18 protein-coding genes and 1 pseudogene are annotated in these 23,978 nt (G+C 45.1%); 3 read left to right on the forward strand and 16 right to left on the reverse strand.

Features of this window, described 5'->3' with window-relative positions:
* Positions 1-31: 31 nt before the first annotated feature.
* The 11 genes and pseudogenes from tnpA to EAI83_RS01830 form a co-directional block, all read right to left on the reverse strand.
* Positions 32-442, reverse strand: a complete 411-nt coding sequence (gene tnpA / locus EAI83_RS01780; RefSeq protein ID WP_180214424.1) for an IS200/IS605 family transposase — start codon at positions 440-442, stop codon at positions 32-34.
* Between the two features lie 256 nt (positions 443-698).
* Complete coding sequence (locus EAI83_RS01785) at positions 699-1,370, reverse strand: transcriptional regulator (protein WP_227573683.1); 672 nt, start codon at positions 1,368-1,370, stop codon at positions 699-701.
* A 228-nt stretch (positions 1,371-1,598) separates the two neighbouring features.
* A pseudogene (locus EAI83_RS01790) lies at positions 1,599-1,901 on the reverse strand (nucleotidyltransferase domain-containing protein); the annotation flags it as partial.
* Positions 1,902-2,122: 221 nt separating this feature from the next.
* Positions 2,123-7,129 carry a leucine-rich repeat protein gene (locus EAI83_RS01795; RefSeq protein ID WP_059085378.1) on the reverse strand — a complete coding sequence of 1,669 codons (5,007 nt, stop codon included), beginning with the start codon at positions 7,127-7,129 and terminating at the stop codon, positions 2,123-2,125.
* A 46-nt stretch (positions 7,130-7,175) separates the two neighbouring features.
* A complete protein-coding gene (locus EAI83_RS01800; protein ID WP_110102509.1) occupies positions 7,176-8,777 on the reverse strand; it encodes an amidohydrolase in 1,602 nt (533 codons plus the stop codon).
* Between the two features lie 3 nt (positions 8,778-8,780).
* On the reverse strand, positions 8,781-10,232 hold the full coding sequence (locus EAI83_RS01805; RefSeq protein WP_021652308.1) for an alanine/glycine:cation symporter family protein: 1,452 nt from the start codon (positions 10,230-10,232) through the stop codon (positions 8,781-8,783).
* Positions 10,225-10,407 carry a hypothetical protein gene (locus EAI83_RS01810; RefSeq protein ID WP_015527038.1) on the reverse strand — a complete coding sequence of 61 codons (183 nt, stop codon included), beginning with the start codon at positions 10,405-10,407 and terminating at the stop codon, positions 10,225-10,227. Before EAI83_RS01810 ends, EAI83_RS01805 begins: the two co-directional genes overlap by 8 nt.
* 129 nt (positions 10,408-10,536) lie before the next feature.
* On the reverse strand, positions 10,537-11,067 hold the full coding sequence (locus EAI83_RS01815) for a EutP/PduV family microcompartment system protein (protein WP_022426452.1): 531 nt from the start codon (positions 11,065-11,067) through the stop codon (positions 10,537-10,539).
* A gap of 18 nt (positions 11,068-11,085) precedes the next feature.
* Positions 11,086-11,517, reverse strand: coding sequence for a BMC domain-containing protein (locus EAI83_RS01820; RefSeq protein WP_044961969.1), 432 nt, complete (start codon positions 11,515-11,517; stop codon positions 11,086-11,088).
* 11 nt (positions 11,518-11,528) lie between these two features.
* Positions 11,529-11,894, reverse strand: a complete 366-nt coding sequence (locus EAI83_RS01825) for a BMC domain-containing protein (RefSeq protein ID WP_015527035.1) — start codon at positions 11,892-11,894, stop codon at positions 11,529-11,531.
* 310 nt (positions 11,895-12,204) lie between these two features.
* On the reverse strand, positions 12,205-12,708 hold the full coding sequence (locus EAI83_RS01830; RefSeq protein WP_092069605.1) for an NUDIX hydrolase: 504 nt from the start codon (positions 12,706-12,708) through the stop codon (positions 12,205-12,207).
* A gap of 357 nt (positions 12,709-13,065) precedes the next feature.
* Between EAI83_RS01830 and EAI83_RS01835 the strand changes: the two genes are divergently transcribed.
* From EAI83_RS01835 to aroD, 3 genes are all read left to right on the forward strand, one after another.
* On the forward strand, positions 13,066-15,063 hold the full coding sequence (locus EAI83_RS01835) for an oxidoreductase (RefSeq protein ID WP_129974527.1): 1,998 nt from the start codon (positions 13,066-13,068) through the stop codon (positions 15,061-15,063).
* 222 nt (positions 15,064-15,285) lie between these two features.
* Complete coding sequence (locus tag EAI83_RS01840) at positions 15,286-16,164, forward strand: shikimate dehydrogenase (RefSeq protein WP_129974528.1); 879 nt, start codon at positions 15,286-15,288, stop codon at positions 16,162-16,164.
* A gap of 37 nt (positions 16,165-16,201) precedes the next feature.
* Positions 16,202-16,963: a type I 3-dehydroquinate dehydratase gene (aroD, locus tag EAI83_RS01845; RefSeq protein WP_129974529.1), complete on the forward strand. Its 762-nt coding sequence runs from the start codon at positions 16,202-16,204 to the stop codon at positions 16,961-16,963.
* A gap of 235 nt (positions 16,964-17,198) precedes the next feature.
* On the opposite strand, the gene EAI83_RS01850 is transcribed toward aroD, so the two are convergent.
* The 5 genes from EAI83_RS01850 to EAI83_RS01870 all read right to left on the reverse strand — a co-directional run bounded on the left by EAI83_RS01850 (position 17,199) and on the right by EAI83_RS01870 (position 23,892).
* Positions 17,199-18,581 carry a hypothetical protein gene (locus EAI83_RS01850; protein ID WP_129974530.1) on the reverse strand — a complete coding sequence of 461 codons (1,383 nt, stop codon included), beginning with the start codon at positions 18,579-18,581 and terminating at the stop codon, positions 17,199-17,201.
* A 231-nt stretch (positions 18,582-18,812) separates the two neighbouring features.
* The gene (locus EAI83_RS01855) at positions 18,813-20,012 is read right to left on the reverse strand and encodes an MFS transporter (RefSeq protein ID WP_129974531.1); all 1,200 of its coding nucleotides are present in this window, start codon (positions 20,010-20,012) and stop codon (positions 18,813-18,815) included.
* A 5-nt stretch (positions 20,013-20,017) separates the two neighbouring features.
* Positions 20,018-20,899 carry a shikimate dehydrogenase gene (aroE, locus tag EAI83_RS01860; protein ID WP_015527027.1) on the reverse strand — a complete coding sequence of 294 codons (882 nt, stop codon included), beginning with the start codon at positions 20,897-20,899 and terminating at the stop codon, positions 20,018-20,020.
* A gap of 114 nt (positions 20,900-21,013) precedes the next feature.
* Positions 21,014-22,939 (reverse strand): FAD-dependent oxidoreductase, encoded by a 1,926-nt coding sequence (locus tag EAI83_RS01865; protein WP_129974532.1) that lies wholly within the window; start codon positions 22,937-22,939, stop codon positions 21,014-21,016.
* Positions 22,940-23,052: 113 nt separating this feature from the next.
* On the reverse strand, positions 23,053-23,892 hold the full coding sequence (locus tag EAI83_RS01870; protein ID WP_129974533.1) for a sugar phosphate isomerase/epimerase family protein: 840 nt from the start codon (positions 23,890-23,892) through the stop codon (positions 23,053-23,055).
* Between the last annotated feature and the right edge of the window lie 86 nt (positions 23,893-23,978).

Genomic DNA, 23,978 nt, shown 5'->3' on the forward strand with positions numbered 1-23,978 from the left:
ATGCAGATAGAGATCTACACTCCACCTTGGTTTAATACGACTTGCTCTGATGCTCAATATAACGGCGGATATTTTCCTCCGATACAGATCCGATCGTTTCCACATAATAGGAATGGTTCCACAGCTCTCCCTTCCATAGCTGGTCTCTTATTTCCGGAAAACGTTCGAACAGTTTTCTGCCGGTGATCCCCTTCAGATACTTGACGATCGCTGTTATGGACAGTTTTGGTGGAGCTGATACAAAACAATGGACATGATCACCTTCACCACATTCAAATAAATGAACAGTAAAACCTTTATCCTCAGCAATCTGCTGCACCAGTTCCTTTAGGTATTCCTCAATTTCTGGGTTTAATATCTTCCGCCGGTATTTCACCGACCACACCATATGGTAATTAATATTACACACACAAGTCCTGTAATGTATTAGATTTTCTTTCATACATATAGTATAACATAACGAATAAAAATGCGCAGCAAAAATCGAACATATTTTCGAATGATTATATGCCGGTTACGGCATTAATATCAAGGGATTGGGAGATTATTATATTATTTCAATGTGCAGATATGCACAATCTTGCGCTTTCATCTCGGTAATTGAATTGCCGAGGATTCCCGCTTATTGTCCTAAATGCCAAAAAAGGATGCCAACGAATCAAATCAGATTACGTGACATCCTCTTCTTTTTATTAGTGCTATTTTATAAATTCAACCGAATAGTAATACATGTACTCATTATCTGTATCTATATGCTCCCCTGCAATATCCTGTATTGGCAACGAGCTTAATCCTTTTTCTCCATAAATCAGTGCTGCTAATCCTTGCTCTGTTCCATACTCTATCCTGCATTTGTTTTCAATAGTCGTTGCTGATCTTCCATAATATTCCCTGTTTTTAACTCCCTCCAAAATTGGTATTTCTGTCATATATTTTGAATATTTATCTGCTGCGATGAGCTTTGCAGTAAAATTATCAAAATCCGGTGTAATGACAATCAATCCATTTGTGGAAGATTTCACATCTTCATAGGAAAGTTCCAAAACTTTTTTATGTGAAACTCGTTGTCCAAGCTGATATTCTGACAAGTAAATAGATAACGTTTTAAATGTATCCCTTGAATTGTATCGAAACATCATTGTTCCATCAATTCCTGATAACAATTCAGCAGTTTTCATTTCTATACTATCTGAGTCTACTGCTTCAATATAGTTTTGTGGTTGTCGCAATTTATTACATACGATGGATCCAAAAGTAACCATAGATATTCCCACTACAATAAGAAGCACTATAATGATTGACCAGTTTTTCGATAGCCTGAGGCTAGTCTCCTGTGGGTTGTATTCGGAGTGTAATTTGAAATGATCCATACGGTTCTCCTTGTTGTTCTGAAATTTGTGGATATGTAAATACTGCCTGTTACTATATGTAAAGAGAGTGCTTTTATCTTTATTATTGTTGCTTTTACAGTATATCATTCAGAGTAAAAAAATTTATCCAAAAAGCTTCGGCTCATTCTCGATCAAATCTTCTGCCAGATATTTTGCATCCATATTTTCTATTCCATAACTATCATTTGAAATTTGTTCTGCAAGTTTACTGGAATAAAATGGATAGTTCACAATCCACTTGTTAAAATGTGCTTCACTTTTTGCAATAGGCTTAATATCCGTGTCATGATCCATATTAAAGTCATAGGTCATGTACGAGAGCTGTTGTGCATATGCCTTTAATTCCAGATCTGATATATCTGCCAGAATCATAATGTCCACATCAGAATCCGGACGAAAGTCACCCCTTGCACATGAACCATAAAGGATTATCTGGCGTACATAGGAACCATAGATCTTCTTGATCTCTTCTACATACTGTTCGATTAAATCCTGCATCATCTTTGGCATATATCATCCCTCATTTTCTACTGATCATTCTATGCTCTGCTTACTTCTTAATTTTATTATAACCAGTTTACCCTTGTTTCTCAATCAGTATTTTCCATGTATCAATTTTACTGTTACTGAGAACGGAGTGAACAGTAACATCTTCTCAGTTTCCCGTAAAAAAAGCTGCCCGCATTTACGGACAGCTTTTTTGGCGTTATTTACAGTTTTCTCCTTTTTTGTCAGATTCCCTCATACCGTGCGATCTGGGAATAGATGTAGGAATTGTAGGTAAGTCCTGGTTCGTATCTTCTGTACAGGAACATAAGCTCGCTGGACTGTTTGCTGTCAACAGCTTTGGATACATACTCAACCTGCTGACGCAGAGATGCGAAGTATGCCTTTGCTGCTGTTGCAAAATATTTTCTGTTTGTATTATCATTCTGGCCGTTTGCCAGTTTTATTCGCAGATTTTCCATCTGGGACTGAAGATATCTTGTATTACAGATAGTGATCCATGCCTTATTGTAAGCTGAGATCGATGGCTGGATTCCGCTGAATGCCTTGCCCACCAGTTTAAATCCCCATTTTGCTACAAGGGTATAGCTGGAAGCACCCAGCTTCTGCCCCTTCCATACAGTATTTACGATACCTTTTGTTATAAGATCATTGGTAAGGTCTGCTGTTTCACTCAGAATATCATCTGCTATATAATCCACCGCCATACTGTAGATATCCTTACTGTACCACTGTTCCAGCTTATTCAGTCCTGTATAAAGACCACTGTCTGTCGGAACCAGATGCATCAGCTGTACGATCTGATCATATTCTACATGCAGGACCAGCATCCAGGAGATCACAAAGTCATAAAGGTCTAATCCCTTTCCAATTGCTTTGTTCGCTTTTTCGATCTTGCCCCAGTTATCCGTAAACAGTTTAAATGCATTATTCAGTTTGCTGGCATCTACCGCTCCATTTAAAAACTTTGAGGAAACTGTCCGGGCAAACTGATAACGGGTTCTCCCGTCCAGTTTAAAGCTTTCACGGATATTCTTGGCTTCACCGAAAAATCCATTTATTACTTTCAACAGATCTGCCAGCGAATCATATCTTCTGTTCCAGTCCTCTTCCTGCATACTCTGAAGAAGTTCTCTGGCCATCTCCATGTTAAGCTTATCTTCACTGTAGCTTACACCAGTAAAATGTTCAAATATGGCTTTTACATTCGGTGTGCCTGCTTCCAGCTGGCTGATCAGTGCTGCTGCCATATCATCAAATTTACTTTTTGATGCCATTGCAGTATAGGATTCACTCTGCAATTCTTTTGCAACCTTGCTGATCTCTGCATTTCCAAGGTAATCTGCATGATCTGTAAGGAATTCTTCTTCTGACATCTTCACGAAACTTGAAAGGAAGTTTTCTCCGTAAACATAGGAGGTAAGGCTTGCGTTTTTAAGTTTTTCATTGCCTGCGCCCCAGGAAATGGACTGAGTCCATCCTCTTTTGATTCCGGCATAAGCTGCTTCCGCAAGGCTTTCGCAGCCCTGGAAAGCATTTTTTCCGATTCTGGTCACATAACCGAAAACGTGTACCTTGCCGATAGCCCGGCAGTTTTCAAAAGCAGAATCTCCGATAGTCTCCAGATTTAACGGAAGATACAGCGCTCCCCCCATTGTGGTACATCCGGAGAAAGTATTTGCTTCAATGATAGTAAGCTCGTAAGGAAGCCTGATCATGGTAAGTGCAGAACAGTTCATAAACGCTGCGGCTCCAATGGATGTAACCGTTTCCGGTAATTCGATATTTTTAAGTTTTTTACAGTTCTTAAAGGCATTTGCGCCGATCTTCTTAAGTGCAGAAGAATTGCTGACCTCACTGAGGCTGCTACAGCCCTCAAATGCACTGGCTCCAATGGTATTTACGCTGGAAGGAATGCTTACGGACGTTATCGTCGTATTGTTCTTAAACAGTCCCGCCCCCAGTGCTGTTACTTTTCTTGCAGAGGAAGCTATGCTCAGGCTTGACGGAATACCGACCTTGGAATTCTTTCCATAATATCTTACCAGGGTTATGGTTCCGTTATTGTTCTGTTCATAAGCCCATTCCTTGCCGTAAACGGCAAAACCGTTCACCTCCACCGTAATGGTTTTGGTTGTCTTTGGGTAAACATGATGCTTACTCTCTTTTGCGGTGAGCCTGATGGTGATCTTTCCTCTACCCTTTGCCGTAAGCTTGTCTCCGCCGGTGATCCATGCTTCTCCATTTAATCCGGATGCATTCACGCTGCAGGTAACTGCCGCCTCATCCAGTGCCTTGACTCTTAATGGCTTCGCCAGAAGTTCGCCGGAGGTAACATAGGTATTGGCTTTTGTACCTTTTTTCATTCCGTCCGGATTTAAGGTAATGTTCTGTTTTCCCTGAAGAACCGCAAGAGCCTTTTTGGATACTGCCTTGTAATGCTTTGTGGCGCCTACATTTACGGTAATATAAGAATATCCCGTCTTCTGAAGTGTCGCCTTACTTCCGTTTAGCTTTGCAACGGAAGAATTGCTGCTCTTAAAGGTGATCTTCGGTTTATCTGCCTTACCTCCGTTGATCTTTGTGGAAATGGTGAACGTTTTTCCTTTATTGCCGGCTCCTTTGATCACATTGGATACCTTCAGTGTACGTGCAGCCTTATTGATCTTGAAATTTTTCTTTACAGATTTTGATCCTGCAAAAGCACCCGATCCCTTAATAGTCACACTTCCGGTTCCCGGCTCTTTGCTTTTGGTCGATGCCTTATAATCCTTACCGGATTTTAAGGTTATACCGTTAAATTTTACCGTTACCTTTGGAAGGGATGCCTTTCCGTTCCAGGTACGGCTTCCAACGGTGATCTTTGCCTTGGTCAGATCTGCTTTTGCCCAGTGTGCGTATAATGTCAAATCCTCGGGCAGAAGTAATAAAGACTTGGAAGTGATCTTCGTGCCGCCTTTTCCTGCTCTGGTATACCATCCCAGGAAATAATATCCCTTATAGACAGGTACCGGAAGGGTTCCGAATGCCTCTCCCTTTTTCAGGAGCTTTGTCTTCTGTTTCTCCGACAGCACTGCTTTTTTCGCATTTTTGTTGAATGTGATCTTAAAGTTTAATTTTTCTGTGGTTCCTACGGAAACAAACTTGAATGAGTGGTCCTTTGCGTAGCTTTCTGCATAGGATCCTGTATATCCGTAAATGGCAAAATTTTCTGATACGCCATCAAAAAGGCTATCATTCAGCTTTGTAACCCCGGAAGGGATCGTAGCATTCTTCAGGGAACTGCACTCCGCAAAAATATTGGAGCCTGTTCCATTTGCAATATTCCGGGAAGGAAATGTGATCTTCTCCAGTGCCGTGCATGCTTTAAAGACCTCAGATCCCATATAGACCAGCGATTCCGGAAGCTGGATTTCCTTCAGCGCACTGCATTTCAGAAATGCATCATTGTCGATCTGTGTTACGTTCTTTGGAATATTCACCTTTGTAAGCCCTGTACAGCCGCTGAAGGCATAGGACTCAATTTTTTTCACTGTATCCGGGATCTCTACGGTTTCAAGGCCTTTACAGTTCTCAAAAATGCTGTAGGGAACATTATCGATTCCCTTTGCGAATGTAACCTTTTTAAGATTGGAACAATCTACAAAAGGTCCTGCTTCCCGGTAAGCAGTATCAACACCTGCCGGCACATTGATCTCGTTAAGGCCTGTACAGCCTCCAAAGGCACTTCCTCCAAGAAATTCCAGTCCTTCCGGAAATACGATCCTGTCAATATTTTTACAGCCATAGAACGCAGAACCATTGATGACTTTCAGGGATGCCGGAAGTTCACTTCTGCTCAGCTTCAGATCCGTACAGTTCCAGAATGCATCTGCATCGATAGATTCCAGGTTTTTGGGCAGTGTGATCTCTTTAAGATATCCGCAGTTACAGAATGCCCGATAGCCGATTTTTTTTACGGAATCCGGCAGAACCACTTCCTCCAGCATGAGCATTGACCCCGGTGAATAAAAAATACCTCTCGGGATTTCTTCCATTCCCTGCTCAAATGTAACCTTCTTAAGTGTCGTCAGACCTGCAAACGGTCCTCCCCATGCTCTGTTGGCTGCGGTATAATCCTCTGTTTTCATCTGTGGCGGAATATTGATTTCTGTAAGACTGGTTTCGCTGAACGCACTGCCTCTTAAAACCTTCAGTGTGGAAGGCAGCTGGATCTTGCTCAGACTTTTACAGTTATTAAAGGCTCCTGCTTCGATAGACTCAAGCTTTGCGGAAAGATGGACATCTTTCAGATTGACGCAGCTGTTAAACGCATTTTTTTCGATATTTGTCACACTGTCCGGTATATTGATACTGAGAAGCCCGGTACAGCTTAAAAAGAATCCCTTGGGGATCGAGGTAATGCCTTCTCCGAAGGTTACATTCCGCAGTGCGCTGCATCGTGCAAATACGCCTGCATAGGCCGGACTTTCCCCGATGGCTCCATCCGCCTTTACAGATGCCGGTATATGAACAGAATTCAGTGCCGTACAGCCCTGAAAAACACCGGCACAGATGGTAACTCCATTATCCGGAAGTGAAATACTGCGAACAGAAGTACAGCCGCTGAAGGCTTCCCTTTCCACTCTCTTCACCGTTGACGGAATGACCACCTCAGTCATGTTAATGCAGTTCGCATAGGCTCCTCCTGCGATCTCCGTAACCGGATAGCCTGCGATACTTGAAGGGATCTTTCCGTCTGTCTGCTGACAGCGGTCCTCCCCGGTCTTTTTCCCGTCTTTGTCAAAATGCTGATCATAGACCACTGAAAGGATCGTTACTTCCCCATTGGATACCTTATAGTTAAGTCCGTTCCAGACGCCTGTGGTACCTGCGCCGGCTTCTTCTGTCTGGCCATCCTCAAAAGCAGATTCCTGTTCTCCGTCAGCCGGCTCTGGCAGAAGCTCCTGTGTTTCTTCCTCCTCTGTCATTTCCTCTGATGGCTGAATTTCTTCCGCTTCACCAGTGTCCGTGTTTTCGTCGGAAAGGATATCTTCCTGTACCTCCTCTTCTCCGGCTTCTTCTGTGTCTGCTTCCGGTTCTTCTTCAATTTCTTCTGTTTCCGGTTTCTCTTCCGTGTACAGAGAGTTTTCTTCACCGGAAGTAAACTCTGCCGCATTTGCCAGCCACGGTGTATACACACTTGTTGCCAGCATTGTCACTGTCAGAAGCAGTGCCAGTTTTCTCTTCATCTTACTCTCCTCCTTTTTCTTTTTCATAAATATTTATGGGAATGGTTTATTCCCGTTCAAAGACGACTTTGCCGCCAAGAACTGTCATATCCACCTTCACCGTCTTGATCTCATCGGGATCAATGGAATAAATATCTTTCTCAAGAACTACAAGATCCGCGTTTTTCCCGGTTTCAATCGTTCCGTTCTCCTTCTCTGTATAGGAAGCGTAAGCTGCGTTTTTTGTAAAAAGCTTCACCGCCTCATCTACAGACATTTTTTCGGATGGGATCCAGCCTTCCTGTGGCTGACCGCTGATATTTTTGCGGGTGACTGCAAAATAAATATTCTCCATGGCATCAAAGCTTACCACAGGAGCATCCGAACCGCCGGACGTATGGATTCCCATATCCAGCATGCTCTTCCATGCATACACCTTATCCATACGGTGTGCGCCGATGGCAGGTTCCACTGTGTTCATATCCAGATCGATAAATACCGGCTGGATATATGCCAGAAGATCCTGGTCTTTCATCCCCTGCAAAATACGCGGATTGGTGATCTGGCAATGCACGATACCATGTCTGCCCTTTTTATTATCCTTCCGGTAAGGAGATTTCGCTGCTGCCTCAATGACCATATCCATGGCACGATCGCCGATACAGTGTACCGCTGCCTGCATCTGATGCTGGTCAAAAAAAGCAAACAGATCGTCAAGCTCCTCCTGACTGAATGTGATGATCCCGGTATTTCCCGGCGAATCCTCGTAAGGCTCATTCATGGCCGCTGTTCTTGCACCAAGGGAACCATCTTGGATCAGCTTCATTGGTCCGACAGTAAAGTGATACCCCCTCTGTCCGGTACGATATCCTTCCTCAATAAAAGCCTTCGCATCCTCCGCCCGCTCAAAAAGGCACTGCTCATAATGGCGGATACTCAGCTCTCCTCTGGCATCCAGTGCCTTATAGGAGGCCATGATCCGACGCCAGTTTTTCCCCGGAAGTGAAGCAAGATCATCGGACTGTACACCTGTAAATCCACATTCATTCAGCTTCTTCGCACTGTATTTGATGTAGTCTTCCACTTCTTCCTGGGATGGTGCTTCCAATACGGAAGAATAAAACTGTACTGCATTCTCCTTCAGAAGTCCGGTATCCAGGTCAACCTCCTTCTCAATCTCCGGGAACTCCGGGATTTTTTTCAGAAGCTCCAGACCGCAGCTGTTGCACACAGCCACATGCCCGCAGACACGCACCATAATGATGGGGATTTCCGTTGAGAGCGCATCCAGCTCATCCTTGTGCGGATAGCGTGGCTTATCAAAATGCTCCTCATTCCAGCCTCTGCAGTAGAGCCAGGTCAGCTTCTGACCTTTGCTCTCCTCCAGTCTTTTTTTTGCTGCGGCAAGCATTTCCTCAACACTTGTGCAGTCAAACAGTTTTACAGATCTTTCCACAAATGCATAATGCAGCATATGCATATGTGTATCCACAAAACCGGGCAGCATCAGCCTTCCCTTAAGGTCGATCCGCTTTTTGCAGGAAAAAGCTTCCGCTTCTTTATCAGTTCCCACAAAAACGATCCGGCCATTTTCGATTCCCACAGCCTCTGCCACTTTTTCACTGTCATCCAGTGTTCTTATACATCCGTTAAAAAAAATTGTATCCACTGTTTATTTTTCCTCTTTTTCTTTTTTATCCTCGTAGAAAAGTGCCATATCCTTGTCTACCTTTCCGATTCCCATGTAACGCGCCTTGTAATCCTTCAGCAGTTTAAAGAAAGTACCACTTAAGATAAACAATGTGGCAACATTTACAAATGTAGGGAATACGGTTGTAAAGTCTGCAATTACCCACAGCTGCGCCGGTGTTCCGTTTCCGTAAAGAGTAAGCACTGTGACCAGAAGACCCCATAATGGTGTTCCAAGGATAAAAACCTTCTCTGCAATCTTCAGAACCTTCTGATTATTTTTCAGCCAGTGCTTCAGGATCACGCTGTAGTAGGTGAACCATCCGGTTGATGTTGTTAATCCAAAAAGAAAAATACTGATCGCGATCAGTGCTCTCGCAATGGAGCCCATTCCAGACTCAAATGCTGTCAGTGTCAGCTCTGATCCCTGAAGTCCTGAATTCCAGTAGCCGGTGATGATAACAACAAGACCTGTCATGGAGCAGACTACGATGGTGTCTGCAAATACCTCAAATGCTCCCATCAGTCCCTGTTTTACAGGATGGTCTGTCTTTGCGGAAGCATGGATCATAGGAGATGTTCCCCAGCCTGCCTCGTTGCTGTATACGGAACGGGCAAAGCCAAGACGCATTGCTGTTGCAACACCGGCTCCCATAAATCCGCCGACTGCCGCCTGTGTTGTAAATGCACCCTTGAAGATCAGTCCAAAGGTTTCCGGCAGCTTGTCAAAATTCACTACCAGTATTGCGAGAGAGCCTACAATGTAAAGCATACACATGATCGGTGTCATATAGGAAGAGATCACGCCGACTTTCTTTACACCGCCGATGATGATCAGATAGATCGCTGCCACATACAAAAGTGACGGTACGATGTACGGCAGGTGGAAGGTACTTCCGACAGCCTCTGATACTGTATAATTCTGCAAAGTAATGAACCATGTCATGAAAATACAGCCGCCGAACAGTACTGCAAAAAGTTTCCAGAAGGGAAGCTTTTTCTCTCCGCCAAGCCCCTTCTGCATGTAGTAGGTCGGGCCTCCCTGGTACTCACCGTTTGGCTGTTTCTCTCTGTAGTATACAGCAAGTGTTACCTCTGCCATCTTGATGACCATGGCAAGAAGCGCTGCGATCCAGAGCCAGAATAATGCCCCAGGTCCTCCTGTTGCAATAGCCGTTGCAACACCGGACATATTGGATACACCAACAGTACCTCCGATCGCAATGGAAATAGCCTGGAACGGTGTCAGGCTCTTTCCGTCATCTCCGCCTTCCTGGCGACGTTCTTTACTGAACATGTTTTTCACAATGTAACCAAAATGGCGAAACTGGAAGAAACCGGAACGTACTGTCAGATATACGCCTGTAGCGAGGATCGTGATCAGCAACGGCAGTCCCCAGAGCCAGTTGGTCAGATTTTCAAATAATTCAAACATCTTTTCCTCTCCTGTCCTTCTTATTTTTTGTCTTTTGCATCCACTCGGAAAATCTGTGTATAGAATATAAAAAATCCCCGGAACATGAAGGCAGATACGGATACCCGGTGTTCCCGACATACAGCTCTTCTGCCATATATCTGCGAGCCCCGTTTCTATCCTCTTTATCCTTCATGCTCTGGGGATCTTACATTTCAGCCCACGAATCTTCCAAACGATGACAGTATATCACAGTTCCGGAGGAATTTCTACTTTTTCTGTTTGAATTTTGTATTTTTATTCATTTTTCGTGAATATTACTATTTTACCGTATGGATTCCGGATACTCCACCCCTTCCGGCATGGAATCCCATTCGTTAAGGCCAAGGCTCTGCTTGAATTTCGCCTGTTCAAGCGTAAGCGTCGGGAGATCATCCTGCAGATAATCCATCAGCTCGCTGATGCCTTCCCTTGTCTTGTTATTTACCATAAAGATCCTCTCACAGCCCATGTTCTCCATCCACTGTCTGACCATGGGAATGTTGGCATGGGGAGAATCCACCTTGGTGATGATCCCGATCAGCGGCCGTAGTAGAAAATTCCTGCTGCCGTCACTAAACAGGTTAAAGGGCTCATTGGCTGCCTGTACAATGGCGATCACATCCGCCTCAAAGGAAAAGCAGGCCAGTCCTACGCTGAAATGCTTGGATTCCGCATATTCTCCCGGTGAATCAATAGTATCTTCATTTGTATTGGTATACTGAGTCTTATGATAATGAAGCTCTTCCCCTTTAAGCGCCTGTGTCAGGGATGTTTTGCCGGCTTCACTTCGACCCATCAGAAAAATTTTTTTCATTTTTTATCCCGTCCTGCCTCAGCTTCTGTGGATCTTACAGACATCGAATTTCAATGTCTCATGGAAAAATCGTACCACTTCCTCCACAGCTGTCATCACTTCCGTAAAACCGCCTGTCAGGATCAGCGTCCCGCAGAAACGATCCATAAATCCTACTTCCACATGAGCTGCCTTCACTGCAACATCTGCCGCAACCACGATTGCCTCCCAGGGTGTGACACGGACCATGCCGATGGCATCTCCTCTGTGATCTTCACCTTCATGAACACCGATATGTAACGCAAGATTCTCATATATCGATCTGTCATTTGGTGTAAAAACATGTGCAAAGGAAAGCTCCTTTCCAGGTACTCTCACCCGGGTCAGCCGAAGTCTTCTTCCCTTAAGGTTCTCATAATCATCATGAAACAGCCTCTCCAGCAGTTCTTCCTTTGTTATCCGTTCTTCCATGGTACACTTCCTTATCTCTTGGTGATATTGCATACTACATATCCCAGAGTATCACGGAAATAATCCACGATCTCCTCCATTGCAGTCTGCACATCGGAAATCTCTCCTGTTATGATCAGTGTTCCTGTAAAACGGTCTGCAAATCCAAGATACACATTACCGCTCTTCACAGCAATATCGGATGCGATCACAGCAGACTCGGAAGGTGTCATGTTCATGATACCAATTGCAGATGATCCATAGTCCACCTGCGGATTCAGTCCAAGCTTCTGATATATGATAGGTGCCGGACCACCCATGATATGGGCAAATGTGATCTCCTTACCGGCTACGGTTTCCTGTACGATTCTGATCTGATCTCTATGTTCATCCGCCATTGATGATTCCTCGCTTTCAAAATTTTATATTATTCTCGATCTGATAATATTGGATAATTTTATAAGCCGGATTTCATTCATCCGGCTTACAGCTTCCTAAAGTCAGGCAGATCTTTGAAATCCGCTCTGCTACCTGCTCATGGTCAAAAAACAGTCTGGCAGTTCATCTGATTTAATTTTACTATTTACCAATTTTAATGTCAAGACAATTCTTCGAAAACAAGTCAAAAAACAACGTTTTTAAAAATATAAATCCACAAAAAACAACATTTATTTTCAAATCCTCGCGGAAAACCAGTCAGAAATCTGCTCAGAACTCAAACACCTTCTTAATACTGTCATAATGTAGGAATTTTCCCTCTGCGGCAAACGCCCGGATCTGCTCCAGGGTTGCAAACATATATCCGTCTGTCTCTTCTGTCTGAAGCTTCAGATCCTTATCCTCCACATCCATGACAAAACGGTACACATCCACAAAGTAATTATCTCCTTCCCCCGGGTTCTCTCTTTTATATGTAAAAAGGTATCCGCCCTCTGCCTCACTGGCGTCCAGTCCGGTCTCCTCTTTCACCTCACGGAGTACTGCATCACGGGAAGCCTCTCCTGCCTGGGCTGCACCGCCGGAAACCTCCCACCAGCCCGGAGCCCAGGCCTTTGTCATCACACGTTTAGTAATAAGAAAGGTCTTGTCCGGTCTTGCTACCACGCCCAAAACTGTCAGATGATACTCTCCATCCTTTAAACACCAGTCATTGCGCTTCATAGTTCGTCCTGTCGGTTTCTTATCTGCATCGTAAATATCCCAGAATTCCATTTTATCTATCTCCTGTCTTTTTACAGAACGCGGAAATACAGTCTTACATTTGATCCGTTTCAGCCTGCCCGTTTCTCCGTTTTCTGTATCTTTTTTATTTGTTATGATAACACGTTAAAATCATATATGTAAACCCCTGGATCCGATACCATTTTCCAGTTAGCGTTACCGTTCTACATCTGTTTTTTTCACATTATAAACATGCAAGTACCTGCAGCCTGAAAGATGATATGCAAAAATCTATAGATTATTTTTATTATATCGCTCGTATTATGAATTAGTTTTATAGATTATTCTGTTATATAATTAACACAAACAAACGATTCTATTTAAAATAACCAGGGAGGTTTTTTTCAGATGAAGAATGATTATCCGCATATTTTTTCCCCATTAACCGTTAAAAATATGACTATCAAGAACCGTATTGTTATGATGCCGATGGGCACCAACTACGGTGAACAGAACGGCGAAATGAGTTTTCTTCATATCAATTATTATGAGCAGCGTGCAAAGGGTGGCACAGGTCTCATCATCGTAGAGAACGCAAGCATCGATTCCCCGCAGGGCTCCAACGGAACCACACAGCTGCGCATCGACCATGACAACTATCTGCCACGTCTTTTCAAATTCTGTGAAAATATTCATAGATACGGAACAAAGATCGCGATCCAGATCAACCATGCCGGAGCTTCCGCTGTTTCTTCCAGGATCAACATGCAGCCGGTTTCCGCATCTGACGTTCCATCCAAAGAAGGCGGCGAGATCCCGCGTCCTCTTTCCAAAGACGAGATTCTTCACATCGTAAAAAAATACGGTGAGGCTGCAAAACGTGCACAGACAGCTGGCTTTGATGCGGTAGAGATCCATGCAGGACACTCCTATCTGATTAGTCAGTTCCTCTCCCCGATCACAAACAAGCGTACCGATGAATTCGGCGGATCTGTTGAGAACCGTACCCGTTTCTGCCGTATGGTCATCGATGAGGTAAGAAAACAGGTAGGACCTTTCTTCCCGATCATGCTCCGTCTCAGTGCGGATGAGCTGATGGAGGGTGGAAATACACTGGAGGATACTCTGGAATACCTGGAGCATCTTCAGGAAGAGGTTGATATCTTCGATGTTTCCTGCGGACTTAACGGTTCCATCCAGTACCAGATCGATGCAAATTATCTCCCGGACGGATGGCGTTCCTACATGGCAAAGGCCGTAAGAGAAAAATTCAACAAGCCATGTATCTCCATGGGTAATGTCCGTGACCCGAAGGTTGCTGAGCGTATCCTGGCTGACGGTGATGCAGACCTGATCGGTATGGGCCGTGGTCTGATCGCAGACCCTGCATGGGTAAACAAGGTTGCCACAGGTCATGAGTGTGACCTCCGCAAATGTATCTCCTGTAACGTTGGCTGTGCCGGAAACCGTATCGGTGTAAACCGTCCGATCCGCTGTACTGTAAACCCATCGGTTCTTGAGGGCGATGTATATAAGAAAAAACATGTAAATAAAAACTGCAACGTGGTCGTTATCGGCGGAGGCACTGCCGGACTGGAAGCTGCCTGTACAGCCGCAGAGGTTGGATGCAATACCTTCCTTCTTGAAAAAGGCAATGAGCTTGGCGGACTTGCATCTCTGATCTCAAAGATCCCTGCAAAGAACCGTCTTGCTGATTTCCCGCACTATCTCATGCATCGTGCTGAACAGCTTGATAATCTTTACATCTTCAAAAACACAGAAGGAACACCGGAAAACATCCGCAAGTTCCATCCGAATATCATCGTAAGCTCCACCGGCTCCGCTCCGCTTCTGCCTCCGATTGCAGGACTGAAGGATCGTATTGACAACGAGAACCATAATATTTATTCTATTCTTGGTATGATCAGCCACATTAATGATTTTCCGAAGGATCTGGAAGGCAAAAAGGTTGTTGTTGTAGGCGGCGGTGCTGTAGGTCTTGATGTTGTGGAATTCTTTGCTGACAGAAACGCAGACATCTCTATCGTTGAGATGATGGATCAGATCGGACGTGATCTTGACCCGGTAAGCAAAAATGACACAAAGACCATGATGAAAAAACACAATGTACATCAGCTTACAAAAACTGCTCTCCTTGAGGTTAAGGATTCTTCCTTCCTTGTCAGGGGCGACGGTGAGCCTTATGAGCTTCCATTTGAGTACGGCTTCGTATGTCTCGGAATGAGAGCTCAGGGACAGCTTTACCAGAACCTCACAGAGGAATTTTCTTCTGAGGATGTTGAGATCATGAACATCGGCGACAGCCAGAGAGCAAGACGAATCATTGACGGTACCCAGGAAGGACGCAATATCCTTACCATTCTTGAGCAGAAAGGATACCTTTAATATTTTTCCGCTATACCCTTTCCGGGAACACTTCAATCCTTCTACCGGAAAGTGTATATAGATCTGTTACAGTTCACTCGGTGATCCGTAACATAGATTTTCCACGTCTTCCTCCCCCGCAGCCGTCCGAAGAATGTCCGCAGCTTCTTCAGATCTATGTGGTGGGAGGTTTAAAAAAGACAAATCTTCATCCAGATTTTACCAATGAGAGGAGTTATTACCATGTCAGAAAGAATCACAGGACATACCGAGCTGATTGGTCTTATGGCATATCCGATCCGCCACTCCAGCTCTCCTGCCATGCAGAATGAAGCTTTTGCAAAGCTTGGCTATGATTATGCATATCTTTCATTTGAGGTTGGTGCAGACGAGATCGAGGATGCTGTAAATGCCATCCGTACTCTGAAAATGAGAGGTTCCAACGTTTCCATGCCGAACAAAACTCTGGTAGGCCAGTACCTTGACGAGCTTTCACCGGCAGCAGAAATGTGCGGCGCTGTAAACACCATCGTTAATGATCATGGTCATCTTACAGGCCATATCACAGACGGTATCGGATTTATGGCAGCACTGAAAGACAATAACATCAACGCCATCGGAAAGAAAATGACCATCGTAGGTGCAGGTGGTGCCGCAACTGCTATCGAGATCCAGGCAGCACTTGACGGTGTAGGCGAGATTGTGATCTTCAACCGCAAAGATGAATTCTGGGACCGTGCAGTATCTACGGTAGAAAAGATCAACACCAGAACTTCAAGCCATGCTGTTCTCTATGATCTGGCTGATCTCGACCAGCTGAAAAAAGAAATGGCTGACAGTTATATTTTCGTAAATGCGACAGGTGTTGGAATGAAACCACTGGAAGGTCAGTCCGTTGTTCCGGACAAGTCTTACTTCCGCCCGGAGCTTATCGTTGTTGACGTGCCTTACTCCCCTCTTGAAACTGCTATGCGTTCTATGGCAAAGGAAGTTGGCTGCAAGACAATGAACGGCCTTGGCATGATGCTTTTCCAGGGCTCCGCTGCATTTGAACTGTGGACCGGCGAACCGATGCCGATCGAACATATGAAAGAGATTCTTAACATCAGATACGACGACTAAACTGCTATCTGTTCCTGTCGTATCAGAAAGGACCATTATGAAAACAGTTCAGGTAAGAAATATCACACTCGGAGAGGGAAGACCGAAGATCTGTGTCCCGATCGTGGGACAGACAAAGGATGATATCCTCCTTGAGGCAGGGACCTTCGCAAGGATCCCTGTAGACGTTGTGGAATGGCGTGTTGACTGGTTTGAGGACGTTTTTGACACAGACAAGGTTCTGGATGTGGCAAAAGATCTCCAGACCGTTTTAAAGGACACTCCGATCCTCTTCACCTTCCGTACTGCAAAGGAAGGCGGAGAAAAAGCGATCTCCAACGAAGCTTACAAAGCACTCAACATGGCTGTCGCAAAAAGCGGCTATGTAGATCTCATTGATGTAGAAGCCTTCACAGGTGAGGAGATCGTAAAAAGCATGATCCAGGAAGCACACAGCTATGGTGTAAAGGTCATCGCTTCCAACCATGATTTTGACGCAACTCCTGAGAAGTATGAGATCGTGCGCCGTCTTCGCATGATGCAGGACTATGGCGCAGATATCCCGAAAATGGCTGTTATGCCAAGAAACAAACAGGACGTGCTTACACTCTTAAGTGCCACGCTGGAAATGTCCGAGCAGTTCGCCGACCGCCCGATCATTACCATGTCCATGGCAGGTACAGGTGTTGTCAGCCGTCTCGCTGGTGAAACCTTCGGTTCCGCCCTTACCTTCGGTGCAGCTACCAAAGCTTCCGCACCGGGACAGATCAATGTCAACGAGCTTGCACAGGTTCTTGACATTATCCACAAAAGCCTGTGATCCTGTAACCTCCCATAAAAAGGATCTACGGTAGATTTTTGTAACAGAACGCGAATTATAAACCAGTTTTTAAACCCAATTGATGTAACAAATTTTTGCAATTTTAATTCCATAATAGCAAATCTATTAAAATAATAATTAAAAACAACAAATCTCATGACAAAAAAAGAAGTGTGCTGACCCATCCAGCACACTTCTTCTTTTTCTGTTTTTTATATCTTTGTTATTCCTCTGATCAATTTTTATCCTCGATGGCATTCTCCTCTTTCTTTCTGGGGTCCCAGTTTGAAAGGAAGATATTCAGACCGAAGCCTACAGCCAAGGCCCATGCGGATGCCCATGCAGTTCCCTGGGTTGCAAGCACAGCTGCCATAACACCTGCGATCATCTTGTCACGGTCTGTTCTGCAGTAATCCATACCGATCCTTGCACAGACAAATGCCTGGAACATCAGAGTAATGGAGGAACCGACTCCGAAGATCGGACGGAAGAAGCTTACAACCGGAATGATCAGCACACTTAAAAACGTTGCGATACGGAAAGACGCCATACCACCGATCAGAGACTTCATGGCTTTCTTTCCCTCCTTGTAACGGATGGAAACAGATACTGTCATTCCAACCCATAACGGACCGGAAAGCGGCGGAAACGGCGCAATGACGGAAAGGATCAGGTTCCTGATGCCGCTGACCAGGTTGGAACGGCTGGAATTGAAATCAATATACTCATCGTTTCTGGACTGACGTGCCTCTGTAACCAGTGTCTCTGTGGTAACAAAATCACCAAAGGCGATAACATAGCATACAAGTGCCAGGGGAAGCGCTTTGACAAACATGGAGACCGGCGGGACTCCCACACCAAAGATACTTACCTGTGAGATGATCTCTTTGAACTGCGGGATCTTGATAAAGGTTCCCAACTCCAAACCAGGCGCATCCAGCTCTCCTACAAGAAGACCTACCACCATGGCGATCAGATACGGGAAAAGGTTTCCATACCTGGCAACAAGATCCAGGAATTTGTTGTTCTTTCTCTTCTCCTGATATTTATCTGAAAAGCTGATCAGGATCAGAAGGCCTACACCGGCAACGATCGCCAGCGGATACTTATGCATGTTGCCGCCCTCTCCCAGCTGTCCTGCCATAACCGTCACCGGCGCAGCAAGAAGGATACCACCCTTAACAGAATTTGGTACTGCATGGACAAATTTATCCGCAAGCTTGGTGATGCCCATAAATATGAACACGAGACCAACCAGCATCTGCAGGGCGATCATTGCCTGGATACGTTCTTTTCCCATAGGGAAGCCTTCCAGGAATACGATCGTCAGCGGAAGGGTCGGTGTGATCCATCCCGGTACAACCGGATCACCAAGTAAGCTGTGTAGCATATACAGCATGGTCTCTATGATCACACAGCTCCATGCCAGCTCATAAGGCAATCCCAGATATTGTTCCAGATAAGGAACCGCCGCCAGTGCCGTAACCCCGAGGATCAGGCCCTGGATAAACTCTACGGACTCAATTTTATAGTGAATAAACGGAAAACGAATCTGAAATGGCCCAAACGGAATGTAGGGCAGTTCGTTTTCTCTTCGCTGTCTTGCTGCACGTGCCATAACGATTCTCCTTTGTCGTTTTTTTGATAATACATATATAGTATCTTTTATTTTGTAAGTTTGTTAATTAACAAACATTTTCAGAAACGGTAAAGTCCAATCCGGGAATTGTTCCCGAATTGGAACTTTGTTTTGCACAGATTCAGTCATCTTTATCTGTATCCATACAATGATTCACTTTTTTTACTGTAGTCAAACGGATATTCACCCCAAGGGATTTCCTTGATTCAGTCAAGCCTCTTTTCCACGGTTCATCTTAACGAACAGTGCAAGAAGGATTCCTATGAATGTCACTGCCATATTGAGAAGCAGGATCATTCTCGGAGCACTGGTTCCGGCAGTCTTTGTAATGTAGCCGGCCAGTGTCAGAATGGTGTAGTTCGCAACGCTGGATGCGATCATGACCATGGATGTTGCAGTTCCCTTGTTTTCCGGGAAGAACTCCGCAGTTGTGGAAACAGCCAGCTGAAGCACACCGCCTGCGCCTGCAAAACCGATCACAAATCCACCGATAAGACAGATTGTCGGATTCTGGATAAAGTAGCACAGTCCCAGCATGATGAAAGAGATCAGCGGATAAATGATCAGGATATTGATCTCCTTCAGTCCTTTTTTGATAAATACAGAGGAACACAGGATTGCTGCAAAGGTTCCTACTGCATAAAAGGACTGGATCTTGGAAGGATCACTTAAGTTATAAAGCTTTCCGAGCTCCTGGTTACAGTTCAGCCACAGCATGAATGTAGAAGAGCTTGTAAATCCGATGAGGATTGCTGCAAGAGCTGCAGGAGTGATCTTTAATTTTGCTTTTTCTTTCTTTACTGTACCTGCTGTATTTCTCTCCGGGAATGGCAGGAACAGGATCAGGATTCCATCGATAAAGATCGCAGCACCTGCAACAATAAAAATGGTTCTGTAGGACATATTCGCCGCTGCTACAAATCCGATGAGGAAAGGAAGCAGAAACTGGCTGATACACATGGAGAATTTTGTAAACAGGTTCGCTACAGAAGGATTGTTTACATAAATCTCCATACATGTCGGGCTTACGCAGGTGTCCAGGAAGGAGTTTGCGATACCGCCTACAATGGCAAAGGCGTAGGCAACTCCCATAGACGGAGCAAATGCGATTCCCATAAAGTATGATGCATAACAGATCACGCCGATGATTCCGCTTAATCTGCGTCCGAATTTGTCGGACAGGGGACCGGAAAACGGAAGAGAGATCAGTCTTCCAAGTCCAAGTGCGGCAATTACAGATACTACCATGCTGACATCCATAGTTCCATCACTTAAAGCCTTTGCTCCCCAGTGAGCAGCAAGCTCCGGCTTGTACTGACCCATGATGGAAGCTCCGATTCCATGGATGAAATATGTAAAATACAGCGCGATAGAAGTAATCACTAAATTTTTCTTACCTGTCTGGCTCATTTTTCTTATTTCCCTTCGTTCTCAGCCTGAAATTTCTGGTACTCATCTGTCGGCATCTCAAGACCTGTGTAAAGCTTGTAAGATGCTGCACCCTGCCACAGAAGCATTCCTTTTCCGCCTACCGCAAGCTTCACGCCTGCTTCTTTTGCTTCTTTTACCATCTTTGTCTCGGCCGGATTGTATACACAGTCAGCAACAACAAGATCCTTATGGAACATGGATTTATCAACCAGTGTGATGTCATCATGTGGTTTCATTCCTGCAAGTGTTCCGTTCGCGAGGATATCTGCGTTTGCGATCTCTTCTCTCAGTTTGTCCTGATCGTCAAGGCAATATACGCTTACTTTGCAGTCCGGTACTTCTTTTGCAAGCTTCTCAGCAGTTCCTTTTGCTCTGTCAAGGAATGGATCGTCAGGGTTGAAGATCGCGATGGATGCTGCTCCGTCAAGGGCACACTGTACAGTTAGAGCTGTAGCTGCTCCGCCTGCTCCGAGGACTACCATCTTTTTGCCCTTTACATCAACACCATGCTCTTTCAGGTTGCGGACAAATCCGATACCGTCTGTGATATGTCCAACAAGTTTTCCATCCTCATTTACGATAGTATTTACAGCGCCGATGATCTTTGCTGCCGGTGAAAGCTCGTCTACACACTGAGCTACTTTGTTCTTGCAAGGCATGGTTACATTACAGCCTCTCATTTTGAACAGACGCATTGCATCAAGAGCTGCCGGAACCTGATCCTCTTTGATATCAAATGCCATGTAAGCATAGTCCAGGTTATGGTACTGGAAGCTGAAGTTGTACATAGCCGGGGATCCGGAATGTCCTACAGGGCTTCCGATCAGTGCAAGTAAACCAGTTGTTCCTTTAATTCTCTGTTCCATTTCTTTTTACCTCCTGCATTTTCCCCTGTCAGACACCGGATATATTTTCTCCGGTGTCTGACAGGTCATCTTTTTAATTTTTGTACTGTCCGGTTTATTGGATAGATTGGCAGATCAGATCCTGGAAGCTACCTCATAAGCCTCTTTTGTTGCATCCAGTGCACGTCTTGCACGGATAGCATCTCCGATCACATGTGTCTCAGGTACAAGGTCTTTGATCTTCTCTTCCAGAGGATTGTAGTTGCGGAATCCCATGGAAAGGATCACAGAATCATATCCTCTTGACTCGTGACGTACTCCGTCAGCGGTCTCATATTCTACCCCGTCTTCATAGAATTTGCATACCTTTGCTCCGGTGATCTCCTTGATTCCGTAGTCCTCGAAATCCTTCATCAGATATACTCTGTGCTCGTGGATCACGTCTGCACCTACGGTATCACGGAACTCGATAACAGTTACATCATGCTCCTGCTCGCCTAAAAATGCAGCTGTCTCGCATCCAACCATTCCACCGCCGACAACGAGAACCTTTTTGCCTGCTGCTCTCTTGCCATCCAGAAGGTCAGAGCCGTGGATGATAGCCGGATTGTCGATTCCCTCAATCGGAAGGATCAGAGTCTTGGAACCGGTGGCAATGATCACGCTGTCCGGCTTCTCTTCTTTGATAAGCTCCGGAGTTACCTCACAGTTCATCACGATCTTAACGCCATCCTTCTGACAGCGATGGATGTAGTTGCGGATCATGTTTGTGATGTCACCTTTTCCCGGCGGATATGCAGCAAGTCTCATGTTTCCGCCGAGAACATCTCCTGCCTCATAAAGTGTTACCTCATGGCCTCTCTCTTTTGCGATAAATGCAGCGGAAAGTCCTGCAACACCACCACCGATAACCATAACCTTCTTCGGCTCTTCCGCTTTCTCAAGCGGCTCTGCCTCATGACCCAGGAACGGGTTTGTCAGACAGCATACCGGATTTCCTGCATACATGTTTGCAACACAGCCCTGAAGACAGGCGATACAAGGAGTCATATCCTCAAGACGCTCTTCCTGTGCTTTCTTCGGCATAGCCGGATCTGCAAGGCTCTGACGTCCGAATGCTACAAGGTCTGCTCTTCCTTCTTTTACCATCAGCTCTGCGAACTGTGGCTCTGTATAACGTCCAACTGTGATCACCGGAATATTTACCGCACGTTTGATCTCCTCAACCTCTGCTGCAGAGAATCCACCGTGGATAACAGTCGGTGCCCACATAAACTCATCCTTGATATGAACGGCACGGGATACATGGAGTCCGTCCAGTCCGCAACTTTCCAGATATGCTGCGATCGCTGCACTGTCGTGGACATCAAGTCCGCCCGGAACCTCATCTGCACAGTTGATTCTTGCAAGAACTGCAATTTTTCCCTGTGTTGCTTTTTTAACTTCCTCGATGATCAGACGGGAGAAACGCATACGGTTCTCAAAGCATCCGCCAAACTCATCCACTCTCTTGTTTGTTCTCGGAGAGAGGAAGGTACTTACCAGATAACCGTGTGCCATATGGATTTCAACAGCATCTGCTCCTGCTTCCATTGCTCTTCTTGCTGCCTCACCGTAGCCTTTGATCAGCTCGTAAACTTCCTCAGTTGTAAGCTGCTTCGGAATATCACGGCCGCACACTGACGGGATACTGGTTGCTGCTGTGATCGGTGCTCCTGCGTTCTTTGCATTTCCTTCCGGACCTGCGTTCTGAAGCTGGATGGACACCTTTGCTCCTTCTGCATGACATCCGTCGATAACCTTGCGGAAGCTCTCGATCGTAGAGTCGTCATAAAGACATGGTTTACGCGGGCCGCCCTTTGCGCCCTTGTGAACTACAGTAGCCTCGATAGTGATCAGACCAAATCCGCCTTTTGCTCTTTCTCTGTAATATGCAGCGGACTGCTCACTCATTGTTCCGTCTGTGTTTGCAAAGTTATTTCCCATTGGCGGAACAACAAAACGATTCTTTACTGTCATAGGACCGATCTCGATCGGCTGAAACATCGCATTGAATTTCATATGCGTTCTCCTTTCCTTTGAAACAATCTTTTTGTTTCTTTCACGGTAACGCCCTGTCACCGGTATGACGTCGGAAACAGGGGCCCGTCTGAAATATTAGTTTCTTATATTAATTACAGTACTTCCGGCCAAGCCTCTTCCAGTACCTTCTTTGTGTTCTCATATGTATGTTTTGCAGCATACTCGATACCTTTTTCAAGGTTTGCATCGCTGATAACCTCTACGCCGATGACATTTGGTCTGATGCCTTTTTCTTTGATCATTTTTACGAACGGTACTGTTGTTCCGATTCCTGTTCCAGGAGCAAGACGGTCATGCATGGACTCATCTCTTAAGATCGTTGTTGCATATGGTCTTTCCCATACATCGTTGATCTGGATGGATACGATCTTGTCTGCCGGGATTCCCTCAAGTACGGAAAGCTCGATTGGCTGGTTTGCTCTTACCCAGTGCCATGTATCAAGGATCAGTTTCGCATTCTCGCAGTCAGCAGCTTTTACAACAGCCCAGCCCTTTTTCACATCCGGGATTCCGCTGTATGGCATTGGCTCAACACCGATGATGTATTTGCCTGCTCTGTGGCAAAGCTCACGAAGCTTCTGTGCTGTGTACTCTACGGAATAGTTCTCCATCAGTCCGCAGTTGATCTGTTTTACGTTAAATAATTCACACATATGGAAGCAGAGCTGTTCTTTGTATTTCTGCTCATAGGAACGATGCTCCTCTGCCCACTGCACGATGTACTCAACCTCTGTTACCTTCATTTCATATTTATCCAGGATCGCCAGGATATCCTCGTCGAAAAGTCCCTCATTCAGGGCATCTACGTAGGTTTCTGCTCTCAGGCCGATTCCCTCATAGCCAGCCTCTTTGGCAGCTTTTACACGGTCCTCAAATTTGCACTGATCTCCCAGTGTCCAGGAACTGATTGTGATTGGAAATTCTTTTGACATGATAATTCCTCCTGAAAATTTAAATAATTTTATTTGTTTTTTTTAAATTATTTTGTATCTTTTTTCTATAAGCATTATATAACTTT

The organism is Blautia sp. aa_0143 (genome assembly GCF_004167315.1).
Taxonomy (GTDB): Bacteria; Bacillota; Clostridia; order Lachnospirales; family Lachnospiraceae; genus Blautia_A; species Blautia_A fusiformis.